At 40.1% G+C, this 25648-nt stretch carries 25 protein-coding genes and 5 pseudogenes; 9 read left to right on the forward strand and 21 right to left on the reverse strand.

What is annotated here, in order from left to right; genetic code table 11:
• From DV63_RS0208960 to DV63_RS10285, 9 genes and pseudogenes are all read right to left on the reverse strand, one after another.
• Positions 1 to 189: pseudogene (locus DV63_RS0208960) on the reverse strand (3-oxoacyl-ACP synthase); the annotation flags it as partial.
• Between the two features lie 24 nt (positions 190 to 213).
• Positions 214 to 1233 carry a phosphate acyltransferase PlsX gene (gene plsX, locus DV63_RS10250; RefSeq protein ID WP_017179810.1) on the reverse strand — a complete coding sequence of 340 codons (1020 nt, stop codon included), beginning with the start codon at positions 1231 to 1233 and terminating at the stop codon, positions 214 to 216.
• Positions 1234 to 1310: 77 nt separating this feature from the next.
• Entirely contained in the window at positions 1311 to 1457 is a 147-nt protein-coding gene (gene rpmF / locus DV63_RS10255; protein ID WP_000290427.1) for a 50S ribosomal protein L32, read from the reverse strand.
• Between the two features lie 15 nt (positions 1458 to 1472).
• Positions 1473 to 1829, reverse strand: a complete 357-nt coding sequence (locus DV63_RS10260; RefSeq protein WP_001159175.1) for a hypothetical protein — start codon at positions 1827 to 1829, stop codon at positions 1473 to 1475.
• Positions 1830 to 1854: 25 nt separating this feature from the next.
• On the reverse strand, positions 1855 to 2268 hold the full coding sequence (gene ndk, locus DV63_RS10265; protein WP_000813744.1) for a nucleoside-diphosphate kinase: 414 nt from the start codon (positions 2266 to 2268) through the stop codon (positions 1855 to 1857).
• 66 nt (positions 2269 to 2334) lie between these two features.
• Positions 2335 to 3492, reverse strand: a complete 1158-nt coding sequence (gene metK, locus DV63_RS10270) for a methionine adenosyltransferase (RefSeq protein WP_000655142.1) — start codon at positions 3490 to 3492, stop codon at positions 2335 to 2337.
• 64 nt (positions 3493 to 3556) lie between these two features.
• Positions 3557 to 4567, reverse strand: a complete 1011-nt coding sequence (lpxD, locus tag DV63_RS10275; protein ID WP_000777073.1) for a UDP-3-O-(3-hydroxymyristoyl)glucosamine N-acyltransferase — start codon at positions 4565 to 4567, stop codon at positions 3557 to 3559.
• A gap of 9 nt (positions 4568 to 4576) precedes the next feature.
• Positions 4577 to 5404 carry an enoyl-ACP reductase FabI gene (fabI, locus tag DV63_RS10280; RefSeq protein WP_000506161.1) on the reverse strand — a complete coding sequence of 276 codons (828 nt, stop codon included), beginning with the start codon at positions 5402 to 5404 and terminating at the stop codon, positions 4577 to 4579.
• 9 nt (positions 5405 to 5413) lie between these two features.
• Positions 5414 to 6118, reverse strand: coding sequence for a triose-phosphate isomerase (locus DV63_RS10285; protein WP_000160984.1), 705 nt, complete (start codon positions 6116 to 6118; stop codon positions 5414 to 5416).
• Positions 6119 to 6328: 210 nt separating this feature from the next.
• Between DV63_RS10285 and DV63_RS10290 the strand changes: the two genes are divergently transcribed.
• From DV63_RS10290 to clsC, 4 genes are read left to right on the forward strand one after another with little or no spacing between them, the layout of a single operon-like run.
• The gene (locus DV63_RS10290; RefSeq protein WP_001183644.1) at positions 6329 to 7096 is read left to right on the forward strand and encodes a fumarate reductase cytochrome b subunit; all 768 of its coding nucleotides are present in this window, start codon (positions 6329 to 6331) and stop codon (positions 7094 to 7096) included.
• Between the two features lie 9 nt (positions 7097 to 7105).
• Positions 7106 to 9250, forward strand: a complete 2145-nt coding sequence (locus tag DV63_RS10295; protein ID WP_000706013.1) for a fumarate reductase flavoprotein subunit — start codon at positions 7106 to 7108, stop codon at positions 9248 to 9250.
• A complete protein-coding gene (locus DV63_RS10300) occupies positions 9243 to 9980 on the forward strand; it encodes a fumarate reductase iron-sulfur subunit (RefSeq protein ID WP_001282395.1) in 738 nt (245 codons plus the stop codon). The genes DV63_RS10295 and DV63_RS10300 overlap by 8 nt, the downstream gene beginning before the upstream one ends.
• A 21-nt stretch (positions 9981 to 10001) precedes the next feature.
• Positions 10002 to 11510, forward strand: coding sequence for a cardiolipin synthase ClsC (gene clsC / locus DV63_RS10305; protein ID WP_031202209.1), 1509 nt, complete (start codon positions 10002 to 10004; stop codon positions 11508 to 11510).
• 5 nt (positions 11511 to 11515) lie between these two features.
• On the opposite strand, the gene DV63_RS10310 is transcribed toward clsC, so the two are convergent.
• On the reverse strand, positions 11516 to 12049 hold the full coding sequence (locus DV63_RS10310; RefSeq protein WP_000890426.1) for a TIGR00645 family protein: 534 nt from the start codon (positions 12047 to 12049) through the stop codon (positions 11516 to 11518).
• A gap of 155 nt (positions 12050 to 12204) precedes the next feature.
• Here DV63_RS10310 and DV63_RS10325 point away from each other — a divergent pair.
• A pseudogene (locus DV63_RS10325) lies at positions 12205 to 13910 on the forward strand (DUF262 domain-containing protein).
• Between the two features lie 393 nt (positions 13911 to 14303).
• Here the strand turns inward: DV63_RS10325 and DV63_RS10330 are convergent.
• The 5 genes from DV63_RS10330 to DV63_RS10350 are packed head-to-tail and all read right to left on the reverse strand — an operon-like array spanning position 14304 to position 19142.
• Complete coding sequence (locus DV63_RS10330) at positions 14304 to 15101, reverse strand: hypothetical protein (RefSeq protein WP_001290500.1); 798 nt, start codon at positions 15099 to 15101, stop codon at positions 14304 to 14306.
• Positions 15102 to 15122: 21 nt separating this feature from the next.
• Positions 15123 to 15665, reverse strand: a complete 543-nt coding sequence (locus tag DV63_RS10335) for a DUF1882 domain-containing protein (RefSeq protein WP_000138093.1) — start codon at positions 15663 to 15665, stop codon at positions 15123 to 15125.
• Positions 15666 to 15675: 10 nt separating this feature from the next.
• Complete coding sequence (locus DV63_RS10340) at positions 15676 to 16926, reverse strand: serine hydroxymethyltransferase (protein ID WP_000323143.1); 1251 nt, start codon at positions 16924 to 16926, stop codon at positions 15676 to 15678.
• The gene (gene lysS, locus DV63_RS10345) at positions 16926 to 18431 is read right to left on the reverse strand and encodes a lysine--tRNA ligase (RefSeq protein WP_000492484.1); all 1506 of its coding nucleotides are present in this window, start codon (positions 18429 to 18431) and stop codon (positions 16926 to 16928) included. The genes DV63_RS10340 and lysS overlap by 1 nt, the downstream gene beginning before the upstream one ends.
• Positions 18432 to 18440: 9 nt before the next feature.
• Complete coding sequence (locus DV63_RS10350) at positions 18441 to 19142, reverse strand: CvpA family protein (RefSeq protein ID WP_001106289.1); 702 nt, start codon at positions 19140 to 19142, stop codon at positions 18441 to 18443.
• 230 nt (positions 19143 to 19372) lie between these two features.
• On the opposite strand from DV63_RS10350, the gene DV63_RS10355 reads away from it, so the two are divergent.
• From DV63_RS10355 to pseI, 3 genes are read left to right on the forward strand one after another with little or no spacing between them, the layout of a single operon-like run.
• The gene (locus tag DV63_RS10355; RefSeq protein WP_001236934.1) at positions 19373 to 20647 is read left to right on the forward strand and encodes an apolipoprotein N-acyltransferase; all 1275 of its coding nucleotides are present in this window, start codon (positions 19373 to 19375) and stop codon (positions 20645 to 20647) included.
• The gene (locus tag DV63_RS10360) at positions 20647 to 21288 is read left to right on the forward strand and encodes an ABC transporter ATP-binding protein (protein ID WP_000568547.1); all 642 of its coding nucleotides are present in this window, start codon (positions 20647 to 20649) and stop codon (positions 21286 to 21288) included. The genes DV63_RS10355 and DV63_RS10360 overlap by 1 nt, the downstream gene beginning before the upstream one ends.
• 1 nt (position 21289) lies before the next feature.
• On the forward strand, positions 21290 to 22312 hold the full coding sequence (pseI, locus tag DV63_RS10365; RefSeq protein WP_000941868.1) for a pseudaminic acid synthase: 1023 nt from the start codon (positions 21290 to 21292) through the stop codon (positions 22310 to 22312).
• Between the two features lie 80 nt (positions 22313 to 22392).
• Here pseI and DV63_RS17760 read toward each other — a convergent pair.
• From DV63_RS17760 to DV63_RS10375, 3 genes and pseudogenes are all read right to left on the reverse strand, one after another.
• Positions 22393 to 22533: pseudogene (locus DV63_RS17760) on the reverse strand (LlaJI family restriction endonuclease); the annotation flags it as partial.
• A 3-nt stretch (positions 22534 to 22536) separates the two neighbouring features.
• Positions 22537 to 22794, reverse strand: a pseudogene (locus DV63_RS17765) (type II toxin-antitoxin system YafQ family toxin).
• A gap of 8 nt (positions 22795 to 22802) precedes the next feature.
• On the reverse strand, positions 22803 to 23084 hold the full coding sequence (locus tag DV63_RS10375; RefSeq protein WP_000943017.1) for a hypothetical protein: 282 nt from the start codon (positions 23082 to 23084) through the stop codon (positions 22803 to 22805).
• Positions 23085 to 23249: 165 nt separating this feature from the next.
• Here DV63_RS10375 and DV63_RS18430 point away from each other — a divergent pair, with 165 nt between their 5' ends.
• Entirely contained in the window at positions 23250 to 23519 is a 270-nt protein-coding gene (locus DV63_RS18430; RefSeq protein ID WP_000027443.1) for a hypothetical protein, read from the forward strand.
• Here DV63_RS18430 and DV63_RS18690 read toward each other — a convergent pair.
• The 3 genes and pseudogenes from DV63_RS18690 to DV63_RS10395 all read right to left on the reverse strand — a co-directional run.
• Positions 23490 to 23654: pseudogene (locus DV63_RS18690) on the reverse strand (DNA cytosine methyltransferase); the annotation flags it as partial. The gene DV63_RS18430 and the pseudogene DV63_RS18690 overlap by 30 nt on opposite strands.
• A 474-nt stretch (positions 23655 to 24128) precedes the next feature.
• Positions 24129 to 24692 (reverse strand): elongation factor P, encoded by a 564-nt coding sequence (gene efp / locus DV63_RS10390; RefSeq protein ID WP_000974267.1) that lies wholly within the window; start codon positions 24690 to 24692, stop codon positions 24129 to 24131.
• A 21-nt stretch (positions 24693 to 24713) separates the two neighbouring features.
• Positions 24714 to 25637, reverse strand: a complete 924-nt coding sequence (locus DV63_RS10395) for a class II fructose-bisphosphate aldolase (protein WP_000960459.1) — start codon at positions 25635 to 25637, stop codon at positions 24714 to 24716.
• Positions 25638 to 25648 lie beyond the last annotated feature (11 nt).

Genomic DNA, 25648 nt, shown 5'->3' on the forward strand with positions numbered 1-25648 from the left:
TTGTTTAGCCGCTATTACCCCTAAATCGCTGCTTTTTTCTTCATCGTTAGCGAAACGGCGTTCTTTGATACCAGTCCTTTTTTCTATCCATTCATCGCTGGTATCCAAAAATTGCTGAAACTCTGCATTTTTCACACGCTCGCTTGGAACATGCATCGCAATGGATTTAAGAGAGGCGTAAAATTCCATTCAATCCCCTTAACATAGTCATCTTTAAGCGTCTTGCTGATCACTTTGACACGCAGAAGTGCTAGGCTTCAAGCTCTCAAACGCCTTAGTGATTCTCAAACAAACCTGACTTTCAACAGCGCTAATAGCCTGATAAATCGCGCATTCAACCGCTCTAGCGTTGCTCTTGCCATGGCTGATGATCACGCTTTTATTCACGCCCAAAAGCGGCGCTCCCCCATATTCAGCGTAATCGGTTTTTTGCTTTAAAATATCAAATGCATTCTTAAGCATCAAAGCCCCCATTTTAGATTTAAAAGAGCTTTTAATTTCATCTTTAAAAATAGAACCTATCGCACTAGCGACCCCTTCTGTTGTCTTTAAGACCACATTCCCCATAAAGCCATCGCAAACCACCACATCCACAACCCCTTTGAAAATATCGCTCCCCTCCACATTGCCATAAAAGAAGTCATAAGCTTTCAGCATTTTATGCGTTTCTTTAACGAGCATGTTCCCTTTAATATCTTCTTCGCCATTACTCAAAAGACCCACCTTAGGGCTATCATAATGCAACACGCTTTTAGCGTATTCATACCCCATAAGAGCAAAATCAATCAAATATTCAGGCTTGCAATCCGTGTTCGCTCCTGCGTCTAATAGCACGCTGGGGCGTTTGCCAACGCTAGGCATTAAAGTGCAAATGGCAGGCCTTTCAACCCCCTTGATACGCCCTAAACGCAAGGTGGCTAAGCCCATAGCTGCTCCGCTATGCCCCGCTGAAATCAAAGCGTCAGCCCCGTTTTTCAAAATATCCATACCCAAGTAAATGGAAGATTCCTTACGCTTAATGGCCTCAGTGGCGGCTTCTTCCATTTTAATGTAATCTTGCGTGTGGATCATTTCCACTTTACTGGCTAACTCTTTAGAAATAAAAGGGGTCGCTTTGTCTTTATCCCCCACTAAAACCGCACTAAAACTCTTATTCTCTAAAGCCCTTGAGACTCCCTCAATAATGGGTAAAACCCCATGGTCAGCCCCCATTAAGTCTATTACAATTTTCATCATGCGTCCTTAAAAGGCTTGTTGCAATCCGTTGCAATCCTTTAAAATACTTTCTATCACTAAAGATAGCTTTTATATTAGTATTCTTTAGTAAATTTGTTAATATGGTGGGGAAGTTTCCAAGTGCCATCTTTAGCTTTTATGGGCTTAGCCAACTTAATGCTATAATGCGTGCGCCTTTTTGCCGCTCTTGTCTTACTCACTCTTCTATCAGGTACTGCCATAAATTCTCCTTAATTTCAATCTGCATAATGGTAGTCTAATTTAATAGACTCCACTTCAGAGCGTAAAATTTCGCTCAAATCAATAAAACCATTGAAAGATTCAATAACATCTAAATTATCAAAATCCAAACTTTGGCTTTGCGTATCCCACAACCCGTCTGAAATATGCAAAACCAACGACTCATCAAGGCTCTTTTTAAACTCCTTACCGCTTGCATCGCAAATAAGCATCAATTCACCCTTAAGGCACGCTTCTAAACGAAACAATTTCGCCCCCACCCGCACAACTTCGCCCTCTAAAACCACTCCCTCATGCTCTAAAGAAAACGCTTTAGGCGCATTAAAAGCGATTTTACGCATTTCAAATTGCATGCTTAACTTAAAACGCCCTTAAATCTTAAAGATCTCTAGCGGCAAAAAAGAAAGCGATTTCATTGTGTGCGTTTTCCAAGCTATCGCTCCCATGCACCGCATTAGCGTCAATGCTTTCAGCAAAATCCGCTCTGATAGTGCCTTTTTGGGCGAGTTTGGGATCAGTCGCTCCCATAAGATCTCTGTTTTTAGCCACCGCATCTTTGCCCTCTAAAACCATAACCACCACCGGACCACTGACCATAAATTCTATTAAATCTTTAAAAAAGGGTCTCTCTCTGTGGATCGCATAAAAGTTTTCAGCGTCTTTAACGCTCAAATGCAAGCGTTTCATAGCAACCACTTCCAAGCCGTTACTCTCAAAGCGATCAATGATTTTGCCTACCACTTTTTTCTTAAGCGCATCCGGTTTAATAATAGACAGCGTTCTTTGTTTCAATTTAAACTCCTTGTGAATTGTTGATTATACAAAAATTTTTTAAAATATTACCCTTAAAACATTTTTTTAACGCTTAAAGAACGCTTTAATTTCTTCGGCTTTGTTGGTTTTTTCCCAAGTGAATTCCTCTAATTCGCGCCCAAAATGCCCATAAGCTGAAGTGAGCGAATAAATGGGTCTTAACAAATCCAAGCTTTCAATAATGCCTTTTGGCGTGAGTTTGAAAACCGATTTCACGCATTTTTCCAACTCCGCGCTTGAATACTTGCTCGTGTTATGCGTGTTCACATAAACAGACACCGGCTCTACCACCCCAATCGCATAAGCAAGCTGCACGGTCGCTTTATCACAAACCCCACTCGCTACCAAATTTTTAGCCACATAGCGGGCCGCATAAGCCGCACTCCTATCCACTTTACTAGGGTCTTTCCCGCTAAACGCTCCCCCGCCATGCGGGCAACTCCCCCCATAAGTATCCACGATGATTTTTCTGCCCGTTAAGCCCGCATCGCCTTGCGGCCCACCGATAACGAATTTTCCTGTAGGATTGACAAAGAACTTGATATTGTCATGCAAATATTCTTTGGGTAAAACCTTATACACGATCTCTTCAATCACGGCTTCTTTTAAATGCTTTTGCGAAACTTCTGGGGAATGTTGGGTGGAAATGACAATCGTATCAATGCTTACAGGCTTGTTGTTTTCATAACGCACGCTCACTTGAGACTTGCCATCAGGCCTTAAAAAAGGCAGAGTGTTGTCTTTTCTTTTTTGAGCCAAAGCGAAAGTGAGCTGGTGCGCTAAATGAATGGGTAAGGGCATGAGCGTTTCAGTCTCCTTACACGCATAACCAAACATAAGCCCTTGATCCCCTGCCCCAATCTCGCCATCTTCTCTATCCACGCCTTGATTAATATCAGGGCTTTGCTCGCCAATGCCATTTAAAACCGCCGCACTTCTGTAATCAAAGCCATAAAGAGCGTCTGTATAACCAATCTTTTTAACCACTTCTCTTGCAATCTCTTGCATAGGGGCATAAACAGAAGTTTTTAACTCGCCAGTGATCATGCAAAACCCGTTAGAAACTAAAGTCTCGCATGCGACTTTGGCTTTTTGATCGCGTTCAATAATGTAATCTAAAACCGCATCGCTGATTTGATCAGCCATTTTATCAGGATGCCCCTCGGTTACTGATTCAGAAGTGAAAAGAAAACTATCCTTCATTGGTTGTCCTTATTAAAATAATCGTTCGTATTCCAAATGGGCTTATTATAGCTAATTTCATTCTTTAAGACTTGAAAAACCCTTTAGCTTTTTGCAACAAACTCGTTTTTTGCTGTTTTCTAAAATTCGTTCGTAAATGAGCCAGGAAATGGTGCCATTCATGGATTTCCATAGCAGGGATCGCCCCGGCAAAATTAGTGTTAGGGGGCAAGTCTTTACCCACCGCGCTTTTACCCCCAATTTGAGTGAATTCGCCCACATGCAAATGCCCCCCAATGCCCACTTGACCGCCAAAAACCACATTACGGCCAGTGGTTGTAGAGCCGCTCAAGCCCACTTGAGAGACGACAATGCTATGCTCGCCTAAAACGCAATTATGCCCAATTTGGACCAGGTTATCAATCTTAACGCCCTCTTTAATCAAAGTCTCGCCAAACACCGCCCTATCAATCGCTGTGTTAGCTCCAATTTCTACATTTTTTTGAATCCTAACAATCCCCACATGCTCAATTTTGACATGCTCTCCTAAAGCGGTGTGTGCATAACCAAAGCCATCGCCTCCGATCACACTGCCTGCATGGATAGTAACATTGTCTTCTAAAATCGTGTTTTGATACAAAACCACACGAGGATACAAAATACAATTTTTACCGATTTTGACCCCATCAGCGATCACCACGCCCGGATAAATCAAAGAATTTTCGCCAATTTCTACGCCCTCTCCAATCACAACATTAGGCATGATCGTTACTTTTTCAAAATGTTTAGGTTCATTCACGCTTTCTGGGTTCTTAAAAAAAGGGATTTTAAAGGCATGCGAAGCTTTAGCAAAGGCTAGATGCGGGTTATCCACGATTAAAGCTTGCATGCGTTTTGGCACTTTAGAAGATTCTTTTTTACGGATAAACACCGCTCCGGCTTTTGAATCTTTTAAAAGTTTAAGGTAACGCGCTTGGTCAATATAGCTAATATCATTAGGCGTGGCCTTATCCAATTCCGCTAAAGCATGCACTTCAAAATCGTTTGAAAATTCCGTTTCAATAGAATAGGCGCTTAACAATTCGCTTAATTTCATCAATACCCCTTATTGTTCTTTATGCAAATCCCACGATAGCGTAGCTTTATTGTCTTTTTCTTCCACAGCCCCCATGCCCATAACATGATAGCCAGCATCTACAAAATGCACTTCCCCGCTCACCCCACTAGACAAGCTAGAGAGCAAATACATCCCGGCATTGCCCACTTCTTCTAAACTCACATTCTTTCTTAAAGGGGCGTTGATTTCATTCCATTTTAAAATCATCCTAAAATCAGCGATCCCGCTAGAAGCGAGCGTCCTAATAGGCCCAGCCGATAGGGCATTCACCCTTATATGGTGTTTGCCTAAATCCACCGCTAAATAACGCACCGCGCTCTCTAGGGCCGCTTTAGCCAACCCCATCACGTTGTAATGCGCCATGTATTTGGTGCTACCCAAATAGCTTAGAGTCAAAACAGACGCTCCGTTATTCAATAAAGGTTTTAGGGTGTTTGTCAGCTCTATTAAAGAATAAACAGAAATTTCCATAGCGGTGTTAAACGCGCTTTTAGAAGTTTCTAACAAGCTCCCCTCTAAAGCCTCTTTAGGGGCAAAGGCCACGCTATGAACGATAAAATCCAATGAGCCTAAATCCTTTTTAACGCTATTGTATAGCGGCTTGAAATGCTCTTCTTTGCCCACATCTAATTCATACACATAGGGGCTATTCAATTCCTGCGCGATAGGCCTCACGCGCTTTTCTAAACTCTCATTCAAATAAGTGAAAGCTAAAGTAGCCCCTTGATTGAAACAAGATTGAGCGATCCCATAAGCGATGGATTTATTGTTTGCTACCCCTACAATAAGCCCCTTTTTACCTTTTAAAAATCCCATGATTTTCCTTTATAAAAATGAAATGATTGTTTTAAAATTTTCTAATTCCAAAGACGCGCTCCCAACCAACAAGCCATCCACGCTATCAATCCCTAAAATTTCTTTAGCGTTTTGCACATTCACGCTCCCCCCATACAACAAGGGCGTTTTTTGATTTAACATTTGCTTTAAAAAACCATGCGTGAGGTAAATATCTTCTAAAGAAGCGCTCTTTTTTGCGCCAATCGCCCAAATAGGCTCATACGCCACCACTAAATTAGGATAATTGAGATCAATATTTTCTAATTGCTCATTTAAAAATTCCTTTACAGCCTTAAAACCCTTTTCTCTGGTCGTTAATTCTTCGCCAATACAATAGACAATTTTAAAATTTTTACTTTTAAAAAAATCAAACTTTTCTTTCAAAAAGCTAGGGCTTTCTTTTAAAAGCGCTCGCCTCTCGCTATGCCCTATTAAAAGCGTGTGGATTTTCAATTCTTCTAAATGCTTTGAAGTGATTTCACCGGTAAAAGCCCCACAATCTTTAGGGTAAGCGTTTTGCACTCCTAAAGTGAAATGCAAAAACGCATTAGGCAATAACCCCAAAAAATCAGGGAATACAAACACCTTATCAAAATGCTGCGGTTTTAAAGTCTTTTCTAATTCTTTTAAATACGCATGGCTTTTAAAAATAGGCATAGCGGATTTAAAATTAGCCATGGCAATTTTTGTCATTGAACGATCCTTATTTTATAGGTGGTAACTATCCCTTATTATATCTAATAGCGTTTAAAAAATGTAAATTTTAAACAATAGCCCCCTTGAATTGAATTTTTTCTCAATTCAGGTTTTGTTTATAAGAAAAATTATTTCAAATGTAGTAAAATTAAGGCAGTGTTTTTGCGTCAAGCGATTTTAGGTTAATTTTGTTTAGGAGCAGTTTTTATGCAACAAGAAGAGATTATAGAGGGTTATTATGGCGCTAGCAAAGGGCTTAAAAAGAGCGGTATTTATGCCAAGCTAGATTTTTTACAGAGCGCTACAGGCTTGATTTTAGCGCTCTTTATGATAGCGCACATGTTTTTGGTCTCAAGTATCTTGATTAGCGATGAAGCTATGTATAAAGTGGCGAAATTTTTTGAAGGGAGCTTGTTTTTAAAAGCAGGCGAGCCGGCTATTGTGAGCGTGGTTGCAGCAGGGGTTATTCTTATTTTAGTCGCGCATGCTTTTTTAGCGTTAAGGAAATTCCCTATCAATTACAGGCAATACAAGGTTTTTAAAACCCATAAGCACTTGATGAAACATGGCGATACGAGTTTGTGGTTTATTCAAGCTCTCACCGGGTTTGCGATGTTTTTCTTAGCGAGTATCCACTTATTTGTCATGCTCACAGAGCCTGAAAGTATCGGGCCTCATGGCTCAAGCTATCGTTTTGTCACGCAAAACTTTTGGCTTTTGTATATTTTCTTATTGTTTGCCGTAGAATTGCATGGCTCTATTGGGTTGTATCGCTTAGCGGTTAAATGGGGGTGGTTTAAGGATGCGAGCATTCAAGGCTTGAGAAAAGTCAAATGGGCGATGAGCGTGTTTTTTATTGTTTTAGGGCTTTGCACCTATGGGGCTTACATTAAAAAAGGTTTAGAAAATAAGGACAATGGCATTAAAACCATGCAAGAAGCCATAGAAGCTGATGGGAAATTCCACAAAGAATAAGGGTAGAAAATGAAAATAACATATTGTGATGCGCTAATTATTGGAGGCGGATTGGCCGGGTTAAGGGCTAGTATCGCATGCAAACAAAAGGGTTTAAACACCATCGTTTTAAGCCTAGTGCCTGTCAGGCGTTCGCACTCTGCAGCCGCTCAAGGGGGCATGCAAGCGAGCCTTGCGAACGCTAAAAAAAGCGAGGGCGATAATGAAGATTTGCACTTTTTAGACACGGTTAAGGGGAGCGATTGGGGGTGCGATCAGCAAGTGGCTAGAATGTTTGTAACCACTGCTCCTAAAGCCATTAGGGAATTGGCCAGTTGGGGGGTACCTTGGACTAGGATTAAAAAGGGCGATAGGCCTGCGGTCGTCAATGGTGAGCATGTTACAATTACCGAAAGAGACGACAGGCATGGTTATATTCTAAGCCGTGATTTTGGCGGCACTAAAAAATGGCGCACATGCTTTACGGCTGATGCTACAGGGCATACCATGCTTTATGCGGTCGCTAATGAAGCCTTACACCACAAAGTGGATATTCAAGACAGAAAGGACATGCTCGCTTTCATCCATCATGATAATAAATGTTATGGGGCGGTGGTAAGGGATTTGATCACAGGCGAAATTTCAGCGTATGTTTCTAAAGGCACGCTTTTAGCCACCGGAGGTTATGGGCGCGTGTATAAACACACCACTAACGCCGTGATTTGCGATGGGGCCGGGGCGGCGAGCGCTTTAGAAACCGGCGTGGCTAAATTAGGCAACATGGAAGCGGTGCAATTCCACCCTACCGCTTTAGTGCCAAGCGGGATTTTAATGACCGAAGGTTGTAGGGGCGATGGCGGCGTTTTAAGAGACAAGTTTGGCAGACGCTTCATGCCCGCTTATGAGCCGGAGAAAAAAGAGCTTGCGAGCAGAGATGTGGTCTCAAGGCGGATTTTAGAGCATATCCAAAAAGGCTATGGAGCCAAATCGCCTTATGGGGATCATGTGTGGCTGGATATTGCTATTTTAGGGCGTAACCATGTGGAAAAAAACTTAAGGGATGTGCGCGATATTGCCATGACTTTTGCGGGCATTGATCCGGCTGATAGCGAAGAGCAAACCAAAGACAACATGCAAGGAGTGCCCGCAAATGAGCCTGAATACGGGCAAGCGGTGGCTAAGCAAAAAGGCTGGATCCCCATAAAACCCATGCAACACTATTCTATGGGGGGGGTTAGGACAAACCCTAAAGGTGAAACCCATTTAAAAGGCTTGTTTTGCGCGGGTGAAGCGGCTTGCTGGGATTTGCATGGGTTTAACCGCTTAGGGGGAAATTCTGTGAGTGAAGCGGTGGTCGCTGGCATGATTATAGGAGATTATTTCGCGTCGCATTGTTTAGAAGCACAAATTGAAATCAACACGCAAAAGGTTGAAGCCTTCATTAAAGAAAGCCAAGATTATATGTATTTTTTATTGCACAATGAAGGCAAGGAAGACGTGTATGAAATCAGAGAACGCATGAAAGAAGTCATGGATGAAAAAGTGGGCGTTTTTAGAGAAGGCAAAAGGCTAGAAGAAGCCCTTAAAGAATTGCAAGAGCTTTATGCGCGCTCCAAAAACATTTGCGTGAAAAACAAGGTTTTGCACAATAACCCTGAATTAGAAGACGCTTACCGCACCAAAAAAATGCTCAAACTCGCGCTTTGCATCACTCAAGGAGCGTTACTGCGCACTGAAAGCAGAGGGGCCCACACAAGGATTGACTACCCTAAAAGAGACGATGAAAAATGGCTTAATCGGACTTTAGCAAGCTGGCCTAACGCTGAGCAAGACATGCCCACGATTGAATACGAAGAATTAGATGTGATGAAAATGGAAATCAGCCCTGATTTTAGGGGCTATGGCAAAAAGGGCAATTTCATTCCCCACCCCAAAAAAGAAGAGCGCGACTCTGAGATTTTGAAAACGATTTTAGAATTAGAAAAGCTTGGAAAGGATAGGGTAGAAGTCCAACATGCGCTCATGCCTTTTGAATTGCAAGAAAAATACAAGGCTAGGAACATGCGTTTAGAAGATGAGGAAGTCAGGGCTAGGGGGGAACATTTGTATTCTTTCAATGTCCATGAGTTATTAGACAAACACAACGCTAACCTAAAAGGAGAACACCATGAGTGATAATGAACGAACGATTGTAATTAGAGTGCTAAAATTTGACCCTCAAAGCGCAGTGAGTAAGCCGCATTTTAAAGAGTATCAATTGAAAGAAACCCCATCCATGACGCTCTTTATCGCTTTAAACCTCATTAGAGAGCATCAAGATCCGGATTTAAGCTTTGATTTTGTGTGCCGCGCTGGGATTTGTGGCTCTTGCGCGATGATGGTTAATGGGAGACCGAGATTGGCTTGTAAAACCCTAACTTCTAGCTTTGAAAGCGGGGTGATTACGCTGATGCCCATGCCCAGTTTTACGCTCATTAAAGATTTGAGCGTGAATACGGGCGATTGGTTTGGCGATATGACTAAAAGGGTGGAAAGTTGGGCGCATTCTAAAGAAGAAGTGGATATTACTAAGCCAGAAAAAAGGATTGAGCCTGATGAAGCCCAAGAAGTCTTTGAACTAGACAGGTGTATTGAATGCGGGTGCTGTATCGCTTCTTGTGGGACTAAACTCATGCGCCCTAATTTCATTGGAGCTGCTGGCATGAACAGAGCCATGCGTTTTATGATTGACAGCCACGATGAAAGAAGCGATGACGATTTTTATGAGTTAGTGGGCGATGATGATGGCGTTTTTGGGTGCATGAGCTTGATTGCTTGCCATGACACTTGCCCTAAAGAATTACCCTTGCAAAGCAGTATCGCTACTTTGCGTAATAGGATGTTGAAAGTGGGTAAAAGCCGCTAATTTCTTTTTAGTGGGTTGTTTTTGAAAATCTTTTTAGTCCTTTTAAGCGTCTTTTTTTTTAACGGGTGTTTTGGGCTAGTCTATAAGACTCCCATTTCAAGCCCCCCTATCTCTTATGATCCCTACACTACCACCATTGGGAGTTTATACGCTAAAAATTTAAAAGAAAACCCTAACCATAGTGCGGCCATTCTTTTAGAAGACGGCTTTGACGCTCTGTTGCATAGAGTGGGCCTTATCAGAATGAGCCAAAAAAGCATTGACATGCAAACTTATATCTATAAGAACGATCTTTCCTCTCAAGTGATCGCTAAAGAACTTTTAAATGCGGCCAATCGTGGGGTAAAAGTGCGCATTCTTTTAGACGATAACGGATTGGATTCGGATTTTTCAGATATTATGCTTTTAAATTTCCATAAAAACATTGAAGTGAAAATTTTTAACCCCTACTATATCCGCAATAAAGGCTTGCGTTATTTTGAAATGCTTGCGGATTATGAGCGCATTAAAAAACGCATGCACAACAAGCTTTTCATCGTGGATAATTTCGCTGTCATTATAGGGGGGCGCAATATTGGGGACAATTATTTTGATAACGATTTAGACACGAATTTTTTAGATTTAGACGCTTTGTTTTTTGGAGGGGTTGCTTCAAAAGCCAAAGAAAGCTTTGAACGCTATTGGAGGTTCCACCGCTCTATCCCTGTTTCATTATTGAGAACCCATAAAAGACTCAAAAATAACGCTAAAGAAATCGCTAAACTCCATGAAAAAATCCCTATCAGCGTTGAAGACAAAAACCAGTTTGAAAAAAAAGTCAATGATTTTATAGAACGCTTCCAAAAATACCAATACCCCATTTATTATGGGAATGCCATTTTTTTAGCTGATTCACCCCAAAAAATTGACACGCCCTTGTATTCGCCTATCAAAATCGCTTTTGAGAAAGCCCTTAAAAACGCTAAGGACTCCGTTTTTATTGCTTCATCGTATTTTATTCCAGGCAAAAAGATGATGAAAATCTTTAAAAATCAAATTTCTAAGGGGATTGAATTGAGTATTCTTACCAATTCCCTTTCATCTACTGATGCGATAGTGGTCTATGGGGCGTGGGAAAGGTATCGCAACCAATTAGTGCGGATGGGTGCGAATGTCTATGAAATACGAAACGATTTTTTCAACCGCCAGATTAAAGGGCGCTTTAGCACCAAACATTCCTTACACGGCAAGACGATTGTTTTTGATGATAATTTAACGCTTCTAGGGAGTTTTAATGTTGATCCGCGCTCTGCATACATCAACACTGAAAGCGCGGTCTTGTTTGACAACCCGTCTTTTGCTAAAAGGGTGCGTTTGTCGCTTAAAGATCATGCCCAACAATCATGGCATTTGGTGGTGTATCGGCATAGGGTTATTTGGGAAGCGGTGGAAGAAGGGATTTTAATCCATGAAAAAACTTCGCCTGATACTTCCTTCTTTTTGCGCTTGATTAAAGAATGGTCTAAAGTCCTTCCTGAAAGAGAGCTTTAAAACTTTTAATGCCCTTTATTTTGCGAAAAAGCGATGTTATTGGTAACGGCGGCTAAAAGCGCTGAACACACAAACACCAAATGGATCACCACTTGCCAAAAAATGGGGTTATGCGATAGGGGCGTGTCCTTAGGAATACTGGATAAAACGTCTTCCAAACTCATGTAGCGTTTGAGCAAGAAAATCGCCGAAATCGCCACAATAGAGAGCGAAACCTTTAATTTTAAAGCGTTAAAATCCGTGTGCTTTAGCCAAGTGATTTCACTGGCATCCACCTTGTCTAATTTAGAAACAAAGCTTTCATAACTGGCGAGCAACACCATTAAAACAAGCCCGGCCATAAACAACAAATCCACTAATCCTAAGGCTGATAAAACCAAATCCGTTTCGCTGATCGTGTTTAAATGGCTTAGCATGTGCCACAACTCTTTCATGAACACATAGCCTAAAACCACCAACACTAACGACATGGCAATGCATAAAGGGGCTAGCAACCAACGAGTGGCAAACAACACTTTTTCAATCAATTTTTCCAACATCTCAACTCTTTTAATTATGGCTTTTGAAACCCTGATTATAGCTAATAAAACGCCCCGAGTGGCTAACAGAACGCCTTGATGGAGTGAAACCTCAAGCCATTCTTATGATATTTATGGTATAAATTTGACTACTGCATGCAACAAGGGAGAACTGAGTGAAAACCACTATAAAAGAGATCTTTCAAGAGGAAGGATACAGCATCCCCAACTATCAGAGGGATTACGCCTGGAAGGATAAGAATTTTAGGGATCTGTGGGAAGATCTAGAAGAAGCGATAGAATACAACAAAAAGGGTCAGGGGCATTTTATAGGCACCATGGTTGTCGCTAAGAATGAATACAACAAAAAATTGTATGACATCATTGACGGCCAGCAGCGAACGACTACCATCTTCATGCTCTTGCATGTCTTGACGAACAAACAAAATGAGAAAGACAAGCAAGAGACAAGAAAATATCTGTACCAAAAGGGGGAATTAAGATTAGAAGTCGCCCCTCAAAACCAAAGCTTCTTCAAAACGCTCTTGGAGCGGCAGAAAAGGGGAATGTCAGCCATTGCGAAAAAGATGCAGACACCGAGGGCAAGCAAAATCTTTTTGAGGTTTTGAAGGCCATCTGGGATAAGGTCAGCAAGTTGAGTGAAGAAGAAGCGAATGAGCGTTTGGAGACGCTGTTGGAAATGGTTTTGATGCGGCTTGAAGAGTCCGATCCTGGAAGAGCCATCAGAACCTTTCAAAGCGTGAATGACAGAGGCGTGCCTCTTCTCTTGCTGGACAAACTAAAATCCCTTCTCATCTATTACTCCAACACTTTTTGCGATGGGAAAAGGGGGCTAGACCAGTTCATCAACGATCATTTTGGAGAAATTTTTAAGATCTTTGCCAAGATCAAAAAGAGCAACCACATCTCCAGCGTTGGAGGCCCAAACTTTGATGAAGGCGACATCTTCCGCCACCACGCAGGGAGCCAAAAATTTGATGGGATCGAGTTTTTAGGGCACTACGAAGCAAGCACGGACAAAACCTACGAGAAACTCAAAGATGAACTAAGAAAAATCAAAAAAAGCAAATTGAAAAGTTTCATCCGATCCTATGTCAGCGATTTGAAAAATTTCTATCAGGCTTTCCTTGATCTATTGAGCGAGATTGACACTAACCCAACCACCCTTAAGGCCATGCTCATCAACAAGATCAACTCGTCTTTTTTCAATTCGCTCATCCGCCTGAAAATCAACAACGAACTAGACGATGAAACGCTGAAACTCTTTGCCAAAACCGATATTGTGTTTTTCAGATCTACTAGAAATAGGCCAGGAACGGCCTACAACCTGATTAATGCGTATCTTGAAAAGGGCAAAGAGAGATTGAAGAGCGAGATGATCGATCAATGCAGAAATGATATAGGGCTGGCTTCTTGGCAGTCTGTAAACAACGCATCCAACCCATCATCATGCTTCCACTATATCTTCTTTGAAAAGAACTGCCAGGAGATGGGTCTTGCCGATCTCAAAAAATTGATTCCTGGGAAGCAATTCTCCCAAGACAAAGAGCACATCATCCCCATCAATTTATTAGAATTGGATAATGAAATTGAGATCCAAAAATTTGGTTTTGAAGACAAAGAAGATCTTGAAGCTTATATTAACACATACGGCAACCTCATCTCCCTAGAAAGTCCGCTCAATCGTAAGGCAAGCGATAAGGATCTGTATGAAAAAGATGAAATCTACAAAAGTAGTGAGATCCCTTTCAACAGGCGCTTTAATGTAAAAGGTTTCAACAAAAAGGTTTTGATAGAAAGGAATAATGAAATGCGAGAATGGCTGATCAACACCTTTTTTAAGGATTTCGCCGCCCACTAAGCGTGAGATTAAAGAAGCGTGAGCGCACTTGTTCTCTTGGCTTCTAGCCCCACCATCGCACCCATAAGGCTAGTTCCAAGCCACTCTCTTCTTTGGAGGGTTAGAGGGGGATTAAACAGCAAACAATAACTTCATAAAATTTAAACGCTCCGTAGTTTTCAAACAACAAACAAATACTTTTAACGAATGAATGCTCTTTAAGGCTGAATTCAAACGCAAGAATTATCTGAATTTCTCAAAGACCAAATAGGTATATTGATCAAAAAAATCTGTTTATCTTCATTGTCTGTTAAAATTATCCGAACCGATGGAGTAAGCTAACCCATCGTTTTAGAGCTTGGGCGATCCACTAAAAACGCCCAAGAAAGAAATAAGAATTTTTAGCCAAAACCCCTACCGCGCTTCTATGACAACCGGTTTAGTCATCTTTTTGCTGACTTCATCAGCATGCATTAAGGCTTCTTGTTTGCTCTTATACGGGCCTATGAGATAGCGCTTCGTTGCTCCCCTATCTTCAATCTTATGAGGGAATTGGTTAAACGCTTGCAAAAAGGCTTTATTGGGCGTGTGTGCAAAAACCCCCACTTGCAAATAATGCCCTTTAGTAAGAGTGGTTTTAGAATTGGCTTTTTTAGGAACTTCTTTATGAGCTTCTTTTTTGACTTTTGGCTCTTTAGCCGCATGCTTATCTTTATGAGCTTCCTTATCTTTAGGGGTTGCTTTAGGCTTTTTATGGGGGGTTTCTTTTTTAGCCGTAGCTTGAGATTCTTTTTGAGCGCTAGTGTGCTCAACAGCTTTTAATTCTTTTTGAGCTTCTTGTTTTTCTTCTGTTGTTTTCATCTCCGTTTGAGCCTGATCGGTTTGAACGGGCATGTTAAACGCATCATTTTCTTGTTTTTTAACATTATCCGCCACTTTGTCTAGCTTGTCTTCTTGCTTGGAAGGATCTAAATTCAAGCTTTCAAACTCATCGTCTTTTTTCTCGTCTTTAGTGTTGCCTATTTTTTGCATGCCACTATCGGTTTGTAAAAAAGTCTCTTTAGGAGCGACTCTGGTGCTTTTCCAAAACACCATTAAAAGCACCGCTAAAATGATAATGGCTATAGCCACGATCAAAAACACCTTTTTAGTGCCGCCCCCATTATTTTCTTCTTCTAAGATCACTTCATTCAGTCTTTCTTTTTCTGACATCAAAAATCCTTTCAAAAATGGTTATAAATGCTTCGCCCAAGAGCTCCCTCGCTCTTTTGCAAACACTTCATAAGGTAAAGCTAAAATATTAAATTCCTTAGGCCATTCATTGCTAGGGAAAACCTTCCACTCTTTAGGCAACCCTTGCGCTAATTTCATAGACAAAGTTTTAACCAACCTTTCACCCTCACCTAATTCCGTATGCCCCTTATGCACATACAAATGCAAATGCCCTGGCGTCTTCGTGTTATAAGCGGTAAAATTCATAAAACCTTCCTCACGAAGCAATAACTGTGCCTTATGGTAAAAACGCTCCGGGTTTCTCCCGTTATAATCAAACACAATATTTTCCACCTTATCGTTACGCAAGATGAGGTTGTGCGCGATTTCTATTTCTTTTTTCAAATGCTTTTGAATGAGCGAGCTTGTGAGCATGGCATTCACTCTTTGGAATTTATTATAGTAGCAACGCCCCGCATAATCCACCCTCTCCCCCAAGCCTGGTTTTTTTTCAAAATAATGGCTTGTGTCTATCTTAATGAGCTTTAATTCCATTTCTGTCATCTTGACTTCCTTAAAAAATAGGTTGTTGATACACAGGGAATTGATTAGCCATGGCTTTCAATTCTTCTTTCACATGCAATTGCAAACTAACATTATTAATATCATTCAAAATATCTGATATTTTATTCCCTATGATTTCAAATTCCTTAGCTCCCATGCCCCTTGCGCTCAATGCCGCTGAGCCAATCCTTATCCCGCTCGTTACAAAAGGGCTGCGCGTTTCGCCAGGAATGGTGTTTTTATTCACGGTGATTCCGGCATTCCCTAAGGCAATATCAGCGTCTTTCCCGCTATAAGGCTTATCTAAGAAATCCATTAAAAGCAAATGGTTAGAAGTGCCATCGCTCACCAACTTATGGTTTTTTTCTTTTAATACTTTAGCCAAAACTTGCATGTTAGATTTCACTAATTTTGCGTAAGCTTTAAATTCTGGTTTTAAATTCTCTTTAAACCCCACCGCTTTAGCAGCAATCACATGCATCAAAGGCCCGCCTTGAGTTCCTGGAAAAACCGCTTTATCAATCTTAGCCGCTATCTCTTCATCATTGGTTAAAATAAGCCCCCCTCTAGGCCCTCTTAAGGTCTTATGAGTGGTGCTTGAAACCACATGGCAATGCGGGAAAGGATGGGCATGCTCATTAGCGACCACAAGCCCTGCCACATGGGCTATATCGCCTAATAGTAACGCTCCCACTTCATCAGCGATTTCTCTAAATTTCTTAAAATCAATTTCCCTTGGATAGGCTGAAAACCCACACACAATGATTTCTGGCTTAACGCTTTGAGCGATTTTTAGCGCTTCTTCATAATCAATATAACCATCTAAATTCACGCCATAAGAAAAGCTCTGATAATGCTTGCCGGTTAAACTCACTTTAGCGCCATGCGTTAAATGCCCTCCACAGCTTAAATCCATGCCTAAAATCTTGTCATAAGGTTTTAAAAGAGCGTGATAGACAGCGTTATTGGCTTGTGAGCCTGAATGCGCTTGCACGTTAGCGAACTGGCAATTAAAAAGCTTTTTAGCCCTTTCTATGGCCAAGCTTTCTATTTTATCCACCACTTCACAGCCTCCATAATAGCGCTTGTTAGGATAGCCTTCAGCGTATTTATTCGTTAAAACACTCCCCATAGCCTCCATAACGCTTGCAAAAGTGTAATTCTCGCTCGCTATCATTTCTAAATGCTCATTTTGCCGCCTATATTCTTCAAAGATAAGCTCAAAAATTTCACTATCCGTTTGTTCTAAAAAATACGCCATTATTCTTCACTCTCCACATTAAAATCGTTTTTAACAGGACGCATCGCTGGGAATAAAATCACATCTTTAATGCTTTTAGCTCCAGTGAGTAGCATCACCAATCGGTCAATGCCTATGCCTTGCCCTGCAGTGGGGGGCATTCCATGGGCTAGGGCCCACACGTAATCTTCATCCATGTATTGGGCTTCTTCATCGCCTTTTTCTTTCTCAGCCACTTGATTTTTAAAGCGTTCTAATTGATCTAAAGGATCGTTCAACTCGCTAAAGCCGTTAGCGATTTCTTTTCCTGCAATAAACAATTCAAACCTGTCAGCAATATTAGGGTTACTATCGTTGCGTCTGGCTAAGGGGCTAATCTCAATGGGGTATTGGGTTACAAAAGTGGGGTTAATGAGTTGGTGCTCTACAAAATGATCAAACGCTTCAGCGAGCAATTTACCATAAGTGAGATTTGGCTCTACCTTGACGCCTTGCTCTAACAAATAAGCCAAAAGCCTGTCTTCTTTTTCTAAAATATCCTTACTGATGCCCCCTATTGTTTCTAAAGCGTCCAAATAGGAAATCACGCTCGTTTGGTTGAAATCCACTTCCATATCGTTATAAATGATTTTTGAATCCAAATTTAAAGTCTTTAGCAAGTAGTCAAACAGTCTCTTACTGAGTTCAATCAAATCTTCATAAGTGTGATACGCCCAATAAAACTCAATCATCGTGAATTCGGGGTTATGGCTGTGATCCATGCCCTCATTCCTGAAATTACGATTGATTTCAAACACCGCTTCAAAACCCCCCACAATCAAGCGTTTGAGGTATAATTCTGGAGCGATTCTCAAATACCTTTCAACTTCTAAAGCGTTATGATAAGTGATAAAAGGCCTTGCGTTCGCCCCACCAGGAATGGGGTGCATCATGGGGGTTTCCACTTCTAAAAACCCTTCCATTTCAAAGAATTTCCGCACGCTAGAAACAATCAAACTGCGTTTTTTAAACACATCTTTAACGCTAGGATTGACTATCAAATCCAAGTAGCGTTGGCGGTAACGCAATTCTATATCGCTTAATCCGTGAAACTTTTCAGGCAAAGGCACAATGGTTTTGCTTAAAATATGAAATTCTAGGGCATGAATGCTTAATTCACCGGTTTTGGTAGCAAAAGGGAAACCTTTCACCAACACAATATCGCCCACTTCTAAATGCTTTTTCAGGCTTTTAAATTCATCGTTCAATTCATTTTGCGAAATATAAGCTTGCAAAATCGCGCTTTCATCTTCAATTTTAATAAAACATGCCTTACCCATTAAACGCAAAAGCTTGACCCTCCCTACAACACTCTCGCATTTTTCTTTGTCTTTAGGCTCTTCTAAATCCTTAACATAAGCGTATTTTTCTAAAAAAGCGGCGTTTGTAAGGCTTCGTTTCAAGCCATTTTTATAAGGGTTTTTCCCTTCTTCTCTCAAGCTATTGGCTTTATGGATGCGTTGTTGGATGTATTGGTTAGAAAACATGTTATGCCTTTATAGGGGTTCTTTATGAGATGGGATGGGGTTTGGTGGGGTTTGGTTAGCTTTTGGATCCAGCATGTTTTTAGGCAAGTCCTTAGCCTTTTCTTTTAAAGTTTCCACGCCCTTATCCATCGCTTTATCAAAAGATTGTTTATTTTTATTAAAAGATTCTTTATTTTTGACTTCATCGCTCATTTCTTCAAGGTTGTCTTTAAAGTTTTTGTCCACATGTTTGACGCCATCAAGGCGCATGATCTTACTGGCAACGCTTTTCATGGTAGAAAAAAAAGCGCTTTTTTCTTGCAAGTAGGCGTTAGCGTCTTTCATCACTTCCATTTTAGAGAGCGCATAAAGGATGAAAGAAAGCACTAAAAAAGTCTTCAAGCATGAAAAAATAAACCCTAACGCTTTGTCTATAATGCCTAACCCGCTAAAGACTAACACCTTGTCTAGCAACACTCCAAAAGCTAAAAAAAACACCCAAATAGACGCTAACACTAGCAAGAAACCAACAAGATTCATCATGGTCTCATTCTTTAGATCATACAAATGTTGTGAAAATAAATGCCCAACAGCCACAGAATAGCGAGACGCCAAATAAACGCCAAGCACAATCCCTAAAATCCCCGCCACTTCACTCACGAAGCCATGATAAAATCCCCTAATCCCAAAGGCTACCACCACCACAAGTAACGCCAAATCAATATAATTCAAACCCTAAACCCAAACCTTTCTCTCATATATCTCGCATAAAGATAGTGAGTGCTCAAAAACGCCCCAAAAAAAAGCCCATGACTTTTAGTGCTATCAATCCACGCTCACTTGAAATTTGAAAATAATAACACAACTTAAAAAAAACTACCCTTAAAAAATCAATCTAAAATTCTTAAATTAAAATATAGCTATAATACACTAAAACAATCTCAAGGTTTCAAAATTTAGCCATGCGTCTTATTTTATTCAATCAAAACGCTTTTTTATTAGCGTGTGCGTTTGTTTCAAGCGTGTATGTGAACGCCGTTTTAGACGCTTATGCGATTAAAAACCCCTATATTCCTATCACACTCACAAGCCTATTAGCCCCTTTAAGCATGCTAGCGTTTTTAAAAACCCCTAGAAATAGCGCTTTTGCTTTGGGGTTTTTTGTGGGAGCGTTATTGTTTTATTGGTGCGCTTTAAGCTTTCGCTACTCGGATTTCACTTATTTATTGCCCTTAATCATTGTTTTAATAGCGTTAGTTTATGGGGTTTTATTTTATTTGTTGCTCTATTTTGAAAACCCCTATTTTAGGCTTTTGAGTTTTTTAGGCTCTAGCTTTATCCACCCTTTTGGGTTTGATTGGTTGGTCCCGGATAGCTTTTTTTCTTATAGCGTGTTTAGGGTGGATAAATTATCGCTAGGGCTTGTTTTTTTGGCTTGCATTTTTTTGAGCGCTAAACCATTGAAAAAATACAGGATCATAGCGGTTTTATTGTTACTTGGCACGTTGGATTTTAATGGTTTTAAAACAAGCGATTTAAAAAAGGTTGGAAATATTGAATTAGTCTCTACAAAAACGCCTCAAGATTTGAAATTTGACTCAACCTACCTCAACGATATTGAAAACAACATTCTTGAAGAAATCAAGCTCGCTCAAAGCAAGCAAAAAACCTTGATTGTTTTTCCAGAGACCGCCTACCCCATCACTTTAGAAAACTCCCCCTTTAAAGCCAAGCTAGAAGATTTAAGCGGTAATATTGCTATTTTAATAGGGACACTGCGCACTCAAGGCTATAGCCTTTATAACAGCTCGTTTTTATTTTCTAAAGAAAGCGTTCAGATCGCTGATAAAGTGATCTTAGCCCCCTTTGGCGAGACCATGCCTTTACCCAAGTTTCTTCAAAAACCCCTTGAAAAGCTCTTTTTTGGCGAGAGCGCTTATTTATACCGCAACGCTTCCAATTTCAGCGATTTCATATTAGACGATTTTACTTTTCGCCCCCTGATTTGCTATGAAGGCACTTCCAAACCCGCTTATTCAAACAGCCCTTCAAAAATTTTTATCGTGATGAGCAATAACGCATGGTTTAGTCCAAGCATTGAACCCACCTTACAAAAAACGCTTTTAAAATACTATGCGAGGCGTTATGATAAAATCATCTTGCACAGCGCGAACTTTTCAACTTCTTACATTCTAAGCCCTAGTTTATTAGGCGATATTCTTTTTAGGAAACGATAATGATTGAAGCGATTAATATTTCTCATGCTTTTGAAAAGCCCCTTTATAAGGGCGTGGATTTGCGCATTAAACCCAAAGAAAGCCTAGCGATTTTAGGCGTGAGCGGGAGCGGTAAAAGCACGCTTTTAAGCCATTTAGCCACCATGCTAAAACCGGATAGCGGAATAGTTAGTTTGTTAGAACACCAAGACATTTATGCCTTAAACTCTAAAAAGCTTTTGGAACTACGGCGCTTAAAAGTGGGCATAGTTTTCCAATCGCATTACCTTTTTAAGGGTTTTAGCGCTTTAGAAAATTTGCAAGTCGCTTCCATCCTAGCCAAGCAAGAAATAAATCATTCCCTTTTAGAACAATTAGGCATAGCCCACACCCTAAAACAAGGCGTGGGTGAATTGAGCGGCGGCCAGCAACAACGCTTAAGCATCGCCAGAGTGCTTTCTAAAAAACCTAAAATCATTATCGCTGATGAACCCACCGGGAATTTAGACACCACTAGCGCTAATCAAGTCATCAGCATGCTGCAAAATTACATTACAGAAAAAGAAGGAGCGTTGGTTTTAGCCACGCATGATGAGCATTTGGCTTTCACTTGCTCTCAAGTCTATCGCTTAGAAAAAGAAGTTTTGATTAAGGAAAAATAAAATGTTACAACGCCCTAAAATTGTCGCTGAATTGAGTGCTAATCATAGCCAGGATTTAAACCTAGCCAAAGAAAGCCTCCATGCCATTAAGGAAAGCGGCGCGGATTTTGTCAAGCTCCAAACCTACACGCCAAGCTGCATGACTTTAAACTCTAAAGAAGATCCTTTCATCATTCAAGGCACTTTATGGGATAAAGAAAATTTGTATGAATTGTATCAAAAGGCTTCCACCCCCCTAGAGTGGCATGCGGAATTGTTTGAATTGGCTAAAAAGCTTGATTTAGGCATTTTTAGTTCGCCTTTTAGTTCAAAAGCTTTAGAGCTTTTAGAGAGCTTAGATTGCCCCATGTATAAAATCGCTAGTTTTGAAATCGTTGATTTAGATTTGATTGAAAAGGCCGCTCGCACAAAAAAGCCCATTATCCTTTCTAGCGGTATCGCTACAAGCGTTGAATTGCAAGACGCTATCTCATTGTGCAAAGGAGTGGATAATTTTGACATCACCCTTTTAAAATGCGTGAGCGCTTATCCCAGTAAAATAGAAGACGCTAATTTATTGAACATGGTTAAATTAGGCGAAACGTTTGGCGTTAAATTTGGCTTGAGCGATCACACGATTGGCTCTCTTTGCCCCATTCTAGCCACCACTTTAGGAGCGAGCATGATAGAAAAGCATTTCATTTTAAACAAATCCTTACAAACCCCAGACAGCGCTTTTAGCATGGATTTTAACGGATTTAAAAGCATGGTTGAAGCGATCCAACAAAGCGTGTTAGCCTTGGGCGAAGAAGAGCCCAAAATCAATCCAAAGACTTTAGAGGAGCGGAGATTCTTTATGCGCTCTTTATTTGTCATTAAGGACATTCAAAAAGGCGAAGCATTGACTGAAAACAATATCAAAGCCTTACGCCCCAACCTTGGCTTACACCCTAAATTTTATAAAGAAATTTTAGGCCAAAAGGCATCAAAATTCTTAAAAGCCAACACCCCTTTAAGCGCTGATGGTATAGAACGCCCATTGTAGGTTTGTTTTGATTAAAAAATGGGGGTTTTAAATTTTGTTTTGTGGTTTTATATTTGATTTTTGATTAAAATTTTTAAAAATTATATTTTAGTTTCTTCCACATTTTTTGCCAGTAACTTTAAAAGATTATTGGATTTCTTATTATAATTTTGCATTAAAAATTTAGTGTCCATTAAAATTCCTTGTATATTTTCATATTGTCTTAAATTGTCTCTCCACTCATTTTAAAACAAGCCGAGCCTAACCAAAGTTAGCACATTGTTTTGTATTCTATACACGAGCAAAACATCAGGTTTAATATGGCATTCTCTACAGCCTTAGTATTCTCCAACCAAAGCGTGGTCTTTAAACTTCTCATCTAGTGGGATTTGATTTCTTAAATTTTCAATCACTAAATCAAAAATTTCTAACTCAATTTTTTGATTTAAAATGTGTTTTTTTAAATCCTTAGTGAATTTCTTTTTTAACTCAATTTCTAACATTTAAGCTCCTAAGAATTAAGAGCGAATTGCCAAATTCCATTAGCATTTTTAGGTTTAAAGTTTTCAGTCGTATTAGGATTATCAATATCTAATAAATCTTTTTTTAGCTCATCATTAGGAATATATTTACTAGCTAAATTCTCCTCTTTCTTAGCTTGTGAGTATTGCTTTTTAATCTCTCTTATCTGTGTTTTAATTTCTAAAACTTTACTTTGATACTTATCTAATTGTTTTTCTAATTTGCCAAGCTCCTTATAAAACTTAACTCCTATTTCTACATCTCTTAACATTGTAGCTCCTTATATCAAACGACATTATGAACCCATTATATCTAAAACCTTAATCAATCTATGCTAAACTGCAATTAAAGGGGGCGAGTATATATTTTGTAATACAAAATAGCTCGCAATGGGGCAATCCCCCTTGACCCCCCAAAAATCAAAGTAAGGGAATAAGTGAGTATCCAAACAAACAAACAAGTCATTAAAAGTCTTAGGTTATCCAAAGAACAATGGCAAGCTATCCAAACTCAAATGCAAGAAAAAAATTTAAACTTTTCTCAATTGATTTTAAACTCTCTTTTAATTCAAAACTCACAAGCTCCTATAAATTTTAAGAGTTTCATTATTCCAAGAGCCATTTATCAATTCATCAGTTTTTTGAATATCAAATGCGATAACTCTCTTTTTTGCCTCATATTCACTGATTTTAAAGCGTTTGATTAAAGCGTTTCTCAGTGTAGTAACCATAGGTTTTTCCCACTCAATGTGGGCTAAAATATCAAATCTATTCATATTCGCAAAACCCAACGACAAACCGCCAGCCCCACTAAATAAATCTATGCAATTATATTGGTTCATTCAAGTTCTTAATGCCATTTGTAGCGTTGTAAAGCCTGTTTGATCATTTATTTCTTGTTTCATTTTACCCACCAACCATCTTCTGCTTTAAAAGTGGTTGCAACGAAAAAAGCTCAAGATAAATCAAGCGTATTTTTTCGTATCCCTTTCAATAAAACTTGGTGCGAGTTCTTCTTATACCTAAAACTCACGCTCTTTCAAATGGGGTAAAATTCCCTCCCTTTTATCCCCCTAACCCCCAAAGACAGCTTTTTAAGAGATTATCCGCTCGGTTAAATCAAGATCTTATATTTAATCTTAAACAATGCCTTTGGATATTTTTATTGGCACTCAATGAAAAAAGTCAATCCATTCTAAATAATTTTTAATCACAGATTCCACACACGCTTTAAATAAAGCCCAAAAAAAGGGCTGATAACACCCCTTATGACAAAAAATCTGTGTCTAAAGCACTAACTCAATCAAAAAATAATCTCATTTCACCTTTTCAAGATACTCTTCTGTTTCCGTATTGACTTTAATGACCTCACCCTCTAAAACATGGAAAGGCACTTGCACGACCGCACCGGTTTCTAAAGTCGCTGGTTTTTTGCTCGCGCTTGAAGTATCGCCCTTAAAATTAGGGGCTGTTTCTACAATCTTTAGAGCCACAACTTGCGGCACATCCACTGAAATCGCCTTGTCATTATGCAATAAAACCTGCACTTGCATGCCGTCTAGCATCCATTTAGAAGCCTCACCCACTTGAGAGTCGTTCAAAGCGATTTGTTCATAGCTCTCTATGTCCATGAATTGGTATGTATCGCCATCATGATAAAGGTATTGCATCGTTTTTTCAACCAAATTAGGCTCTTCACACTTATCCCCTGCATGGAAAGTCTTCTCAATCACCTTGCCGTCCAAAAACGATTTGATTTTCGCGCGCACAAAAGCCGCACCCTTGCCGGGCTTGACATGCTGGTATTCTACGATCCTATAAGGCACACCGCCCAATTCAATTTTCAAGCCCTTTTTGAGCTCACTCATCCCAATTGCCATGTTACATTCTTTCCTTGTTGGTTAAATTTTATTAGCGCTGCCCAAAAGTTTCATGCGTTCTTTGACCACATTTTTAAGTGCTAATTGGGCCGGAGAAAAAAACTTTCTCAAATCAAATTGGCTCTTATCTTCATTAGCCACCTTGCGCACTTCTGCGATGAAAGCGATCCTTAAATCCGTGTCGGTATTGACTTTATTGATCCCTCCTTTCACGGATTCTTGTAAAAATTCAAAAGGCACACCTTTAGAGCCTTTCAAATCGCCTCCAGCGTCCAAATAAGATTTCCTCACATTATCTGGTATCGCGCTCGCTCCATGCAAGACTAAAGGGATATTAGTGAGCCTTTTGACTTCTTGCAAGCGTTCAAAATCCAATTTTGGCTCGCCCTTAAACTTAAACGCTCCATGGCTTGTGCCAATGGCTGGGGCTAAGTAATCCACTTGAGATTCTTTGACAAACTGCTCCGCTTCTTTAGGATTCACCAACACCGCATCTTTTTCATCTACTGAAATATTGTCTTCAATCCCCATTAAACGCCCCAACTCCGCTTCCACGCTCACTCCAGCACTATGCGCCATTTTGACCACTTTAGAAGTCAATTCCAAATTTTCTTCAAAAGCATGGTGAGACGCATCAATCATCACAGAAGTGAAACCCGCTTTCACGGCTTTTTCGCAGCTTTCAAAAGTCGTGCCATGATCTAGGTGTAAGGCTACAGGAATGTGCGGGTAGCGTTCGCACATGATTTTCACCATGCCCACCGCCATGTCAATCCCCATGTATTTGATCGCTCCTTCACTCGCTTGAATGAAAAGCGGGGAATTTTCCTCATTTCCTGCTTCAAAAATAGCGTTTAGCATTTCAAAATTCACGAAATTAAACGCCCCTACCCCATAACCTTCTTTATGGGCTTTCAACAAGATTTCATTGCCTTTAACTAACATGATAACACCTC

The organism is Helicobacter pylori FD535 (genome assembly GCF_000296015.2).
GTDB lineage: Bacteria > Campylobacterota > Campylobacteria > Campylobacterales > Helicobacteraceae > Helicobacter > Helicobacter pylori_CT.